The following is a 4,205-nucleotide window of genomic DNA, read 5'->3' as shown; positions in this document are numbered from 1 at the left end:
GCGATGTCCTCGCACACCTGTTCGCGATGTCCCCGGTCCAAACAGGGGGGAGATCAGCCGCGCTGCGCCAGTCTTGCGCTCTCCACGGCAATGCCGAGCAGCGCCTGGCGTGCCAGCGCGACCGACAGATCCGGCCGCCGGCGTGTCTGCAGGATCGCTGTCTGCAGGCGGTTGAGTGCGCGGCCGAGCGCTTCGCTGCTCCAGCGTTCGAGCGCTTTCTCCACCAGCTTGCGCCGCGAGAAAAAAACCGGCGGGCGCGCCGCGGCAACGACCGAAGCGGCATTGCGGCCGCCGGCGTCCATCTGGCCACGCATGGCCTGGATCGCCTGCAACTGCCGCATCGCCGATGAAAGCACCAGGAAGGGCTGGCCGCCAGACTGGCAATGGCGGGTGAAGGCGCTGTCGAAGTCGGCGATCCTGCCTTCGAGCAGGGCGTCGACTGCCGCATCGAAGGAGAGGCCGGAGACATCGCCAGACGTCGCCCTGACGTCGTCGAGGCCGATTTCGGCCTGGCCATGCGCATAAAGCACCAGCTTTTCGATCTCGCCGCGCGACGCCAGCCGGTCGCCGCCGAGGTTGCGGCGCAGCGCCTGCCGCGCCTCCAGTGTCATCGACATGCCGGCCTTGCGCAATTCGTCGTCGATGACGGTGTCGATGTCCCTGGCCTCATCGGCGTAGCAAGGCAGAGCCATGGCATTGTCCGCCGCCTCTACCACAGCGCGCAGGCCGACGCCCTTCTTAAGGTCGCCGGCCTCGATCAGGATGATGGCATCGCGCGGCGGCTCAGCGGTCAGCGCCTTGACGTCGTCGGCAAGCGCCTTCTGGGCGCCGGCATTGCGCACCCACAGCAGGCGCCGCTCCGAAAACATCGGCACGGTGCGCGCTTCGTCGAGCAGGCGGCCCTCGTCGCGATCGACCTCCGAACCGTCCAGCCTGACCACCGAGAACGGATCGTCAAGCGGCAGTCCGGTCTTGCCGGCAAAGGCCTTTGCCCGCTCGGCCACCAGCCCGCGATCGGGACCGTAAAGCAGCACGATCGAGACACGCGGATCCGGCTTCGCGAGCCATGAATCGACCTCGTATGCTTTCTTTTGTGCCATGGGCGCTGATTAGCATGACGCGGGCGCGGGGTGAACGAGGGATGGCGCATTGTTTCAGGGACAGTGAGAGGCGCGGAGAGGCCAGCCTTTCAAGACTTGGGTTCCTCGCCCGCCGCGAAGCGGGGGAGAGGTGGCCGCGAAGCGGCCGGAGAGGGGGCCTTTTCGTAGAGCGCAGTTCCCCTCTCCGTCTCGGCTTCGCCGAGCCACCTCTCCCCCACTTTCGTGGGGCGAGGAACCCAAGCTGAAATGATGCCGCGATCCTTCGGCAGGACAGAGGGGGATAAGAAGAAACTCGACAGAGGAATCTTACCCCAAGAATTCACTCCTCGTGCGCCAGATCAGCCCGGACCATTCGCCAAATTGCGCGCCGATCCGGAAGATCGACAAGAAATTTCGCCGACATATCTGCATCTTGTCTGCCGCGGGTAGTAGCCAGCGGCAGCGAAGCCTCGCCCGACGAATTGGCACTGGTCTGGCGGTGTGCAAATATCTTGGCCGGGCAACAGTGGAGGATCGAGATCATGGCCGATGCCGGAATGTTGCGCTTCCATGTTCCGGAACCGGAAGTGCGGCCGGGCGGGACGCCGGATTTTTCAGACGTGACCATCCCCAAGGCCGGCTCAGTGCCGCGCCCGGAGATCGACGTCGATCCGCGCACCATCCGCGATCTGGCCTTCTCGATCATCCGCGTGCTCAACCGCGCCGGCGAGGCGGTCGGGCCGTGGGCAGGGCTGCTTTCGGACGAGGAGTTGTTGGAGGGGCTGCGTCATATGGTGACGCTGCGCAGCTTCGATGCACGCATGCAGATGGCGCAGCGCCAGGGCAAGACGTCTTTCTACATGCAGCATCTCGGCGAAGAGGCAGTGAGCTGCGCCTTCCGCAAGGCGCTGTCGCGGGGCGACATGAATTTTCCGACCTATCGGCAGGCCGGCCTGCTCATCGCCGACGGCTACCCGATGGTCACGATGATGAACCAGATCTATTCGAACGAGGCCGATCCGCTGAAAGGGCGGCAATTGCCGATCATGTATTCGTCGAAGGAGCACGGCTTCTTCTCGATCTCCGGCAATCTGGCGACGCAGTATATCCAGGCGGTCGGCTGGGCGATGGCCTCGGCAATCAGCAATGATTCAAAGATCGCGGCCGCCTGGATCGGCGACGGTTCGACCGCGGAGTCCGATTTCCATTCGGCGCTGGTCTTCGCCTCGACCTACAAGGCGCCGGTCGTGCTCAACGTCGTCAACAACCAGTGGGCGATTTCGACCTTCCAGGGCATCGCCCGCGGCGGCTCCGGCACTTTTGCCGCCCGCGGCCTCGGTTTCGGCATCCCGTCGCTGCGCGTCGACGGCAACGACTATCTCGCCGTCCATGCGGTGGCCAAATGGGCGGCGGAACGGGCGCGCAGCAATCTCGGGCCGACGCTGGTCGAATACGTCACCTACCGCGTCGGCGCCCATTCGAGCTCCGACGACCCGTCGGCTTACCGGCCGAAGGCAGAGTCCGATGCCTGGCCGCTCGGCGACCCGATCGTCAGGCTGAAGAACCATCTCATCCAGCGCGGTGTCTGGTCTGACGAACGCCACGCCCAGGCCGAGGCGGAAATCCTCGACACGGTGGTTTCGGCGCAGCGGGAGGCCGAACGCCACGGCACGCTGCATGCCGGCGGCAAGCCCTCGGCCCGCGACATGTTCGAGGGCGTCTATGCCGAGATGCCGCCACATCTCAGGCGCCAGCGCCAACAGGCAGGGGTCTGACCATGCCACGGCGAACCATGATCGAGGCGATCCGCGACGCCATGGACGTGTCGATGGCGCGCGACGAACGCGTCATCGTATTTGGCGAGGATGTCGGCTTCTTCGGCGGCGTCTTCCGCTGCACGCAAGGCCTGCAGGCGAAATACGGCAAGAGCCGCTGCTTCGATGCGCCGATCAGCGAATCCGGGATTGTCGGCGCGGCCATCGGCATGGCGGCCTACGGGCTGAAGCCTTGCGTCGAGGTGCAGTTTGCCGACTATGTTTATCCGGCCTATGACCAGATCGTCTCGGAAGCGGCGCGGCTGCGCTACCGGTCGAACGGCGATTTCACCTGCCCGATCGTGGTGAGAATGCCGACCGGCGGCGGCATTTTCGGCGGCCAGACCCACAGCCAGAGCCCGGAGGCGCTGTTCACCCACGTCTCCGGCCTGAAGGTCGTGGTTCCGTCCAATCCGCACGACGCCAAGGGCCTGCTGATCGCGGCGATCGAGGATCCCGACCCGGTGATCTTCCTGGAGCCGAAGCGGCTCTACAATGGCCCCTTCGACGGTCATCACGAGCGGCCGGTAACGCCATGGTCGAAGCATGAGCTCGGCGAAGTCGCCGACGGCCACTACACGGTGCCGCTCGGCAAGGCGGTGATCCGGCGGCCTGGTGCGGCAGTCACCGTGCTTGCCTACGGCACGATGGTCTATGTCGCCCAGGCGGCGGCTGAGGAGACCGGCATCGATGCCGAGATCATTGATTTGAGGACGCTGCTGCCGCTCGACCTCGAGACGATCGTCGCCTCGGTCAACAAGACCGGGCGCTGCGTGATCGTGCATGAGGCGACGCTGACATCCGGCTTCGGCGCCGAACTTTCGGCGCTGGTTCAGGAGAACTGCTTCTACCATCTGGAAGCGCCGGTGGCGCGGGTCACCGGCTGGGACACGCCCTATCCGCATGCGCAGGAGTGGGACTATTTTCCCGGTCCTGCCCGGCTAGGCCGCGCGCTCGTCGAAACGATGGAAGCCTGAAGGGGGAACGATGGGCGAATATGTCATCAAGCTGCCCGATGTCGGCGAAGGCGTCGCCGAGGCCGAACTCGTCGAATGGCAGGTCAAGGTCGGCGATCTCGTGCGCGAGGATGCCGTGCTTGCCGCTGTCATGACCGACAAGGCGACGGTCGAAATTCCTTCGCCCGTCGATGGCGAAATCGTCTGGTTGGGCGCCGAGATCGGCGACACGGTGGCGATCGGCTCGCCGATTGTCAGATTGAAGGTGGCGGGCGAGGGTAACGTGAAGGATGCGGCGGCGCAGGCCGTTGAGGCCGGCGCCAAGAGTACCCCCACCCCTAACCCCTCCCCACAAG

Annotated in this window: 5 protein-coding genes; 3 read left to right on the top strand and 2 right to left on the bottom strand. The window is 65.3% G+C overall.

The features are described from left to right. Nucleotides 1-53: 53 nt before the first annotated feature. Nucleotides 54-1,100, bottom strand: a complete 1,047-nt coding sequence (gene holA, locus E5W70_RS31170) for a DNA polymerase III subunit delta (RefSeq protein WP_292665098.1) — start codon at nt 1,098-1,100, stop codon at nt 54-56. Between the two features lie 319 nt (nt 1,101-1,419). Beyond that, nucleotides 1,420-1,623 carry a hypothetical protein gene (locus tag E5W70_RS31165; protein WP_292665096.1) on the bottom strand — a complete coding sequence of 68 codons (204 nt, stop codon included), beginning with the start codon at nt 1,621-1,623 and terminating at the stop codon, nt 1,420-1,422. Between E5W70_RS31165 and E5W70_RS31160 the strand changes: the two genes are divergently transcribed. From E5W70_RS31160 to E5W70_RS31150, 3 genes are all read left to right on the top strand, one after another. Further along, nucleotides 1,622-2,854 carry a 3-methyl-2-oxobutanoate dehydrogenase (2-methylpropanoyl-transferring) subunit alpha gene (locus E5W70_RS31160; protein ID WP_292665094.1) on the top strand — a complete coding sequence of 411 codons (1,233 nt, stop codon included), beginning with the start codon at nt 1,622-1,624 and terminating at the stop codon, nt 2,852-2,854. The two genes, E5W70_RS31165 and E5W70_RS31160, sit on opposite strands and share 2 nt — an antisense overlap. Before the next feature lie 2 nt (nt 2,855-2,856). Next, entirely contained in the window at nt 2,857-3,870 is a 1,014-nt protein-coding gene (locus tag E5W70_RS31155) for an alpha-ketoacid dehydrogenase subunit beta (protein WP_292665092.1), read from the top strand. A gap of 10 nt (nt 3,871-3,880) precedes the next feature. After that, on the top strand, nt 3,881-4,205 hold a 325-nt coding region (locus tag E5W70_RS31150; RefSeq protein WP_292665090.1), incomplete at its 3' end, for a biotin/lipoyl-containing protein.

The sequence above is a fragment of the Mesorhizobium sp. genome (genome assembly GCF_005063415.1).
GTDB lineage: Bacteria > Pseudomonadota > Alphaproteobacteria > Rhizobiales > Rhizobiaceae > Mesorhizobium.
The sequence above is the reverse complement of the archived record's forward strand: the minus strand, read 5'-3'. Positions and strand labels throughout refer to the sequence as shown.

Coding starts and splice junctions, on each gene's coding strand:
- E5W70_RS31160 (WP_292665094.1), top strand. CDS start 1,622: ATGGCCGATGCCGGAATGTTGCGCTTCCATGTTCCGGAACCGGAAGTG.
- E5W70_RS31165 (WP_292665096.1), bottom strand. CDS start 1,623: ATGATCTCGATCCTCCACTGTTGCCCGGCCAAGATATTTGCACACCGC.
- E5W70_RS31155 (WP_292665092.1), top strand. CDS start 2,857: ATGCCACGGCGAACCATGATCGAGGCGATCCGCGACGCCATGGACGTG.
- holA (WP_292665098.1), bottom strand. CDS start 1,100: ATGGCACAAAAGAAAGCATACGAGGTCGATTCATGGCTCGCGAAGCCG.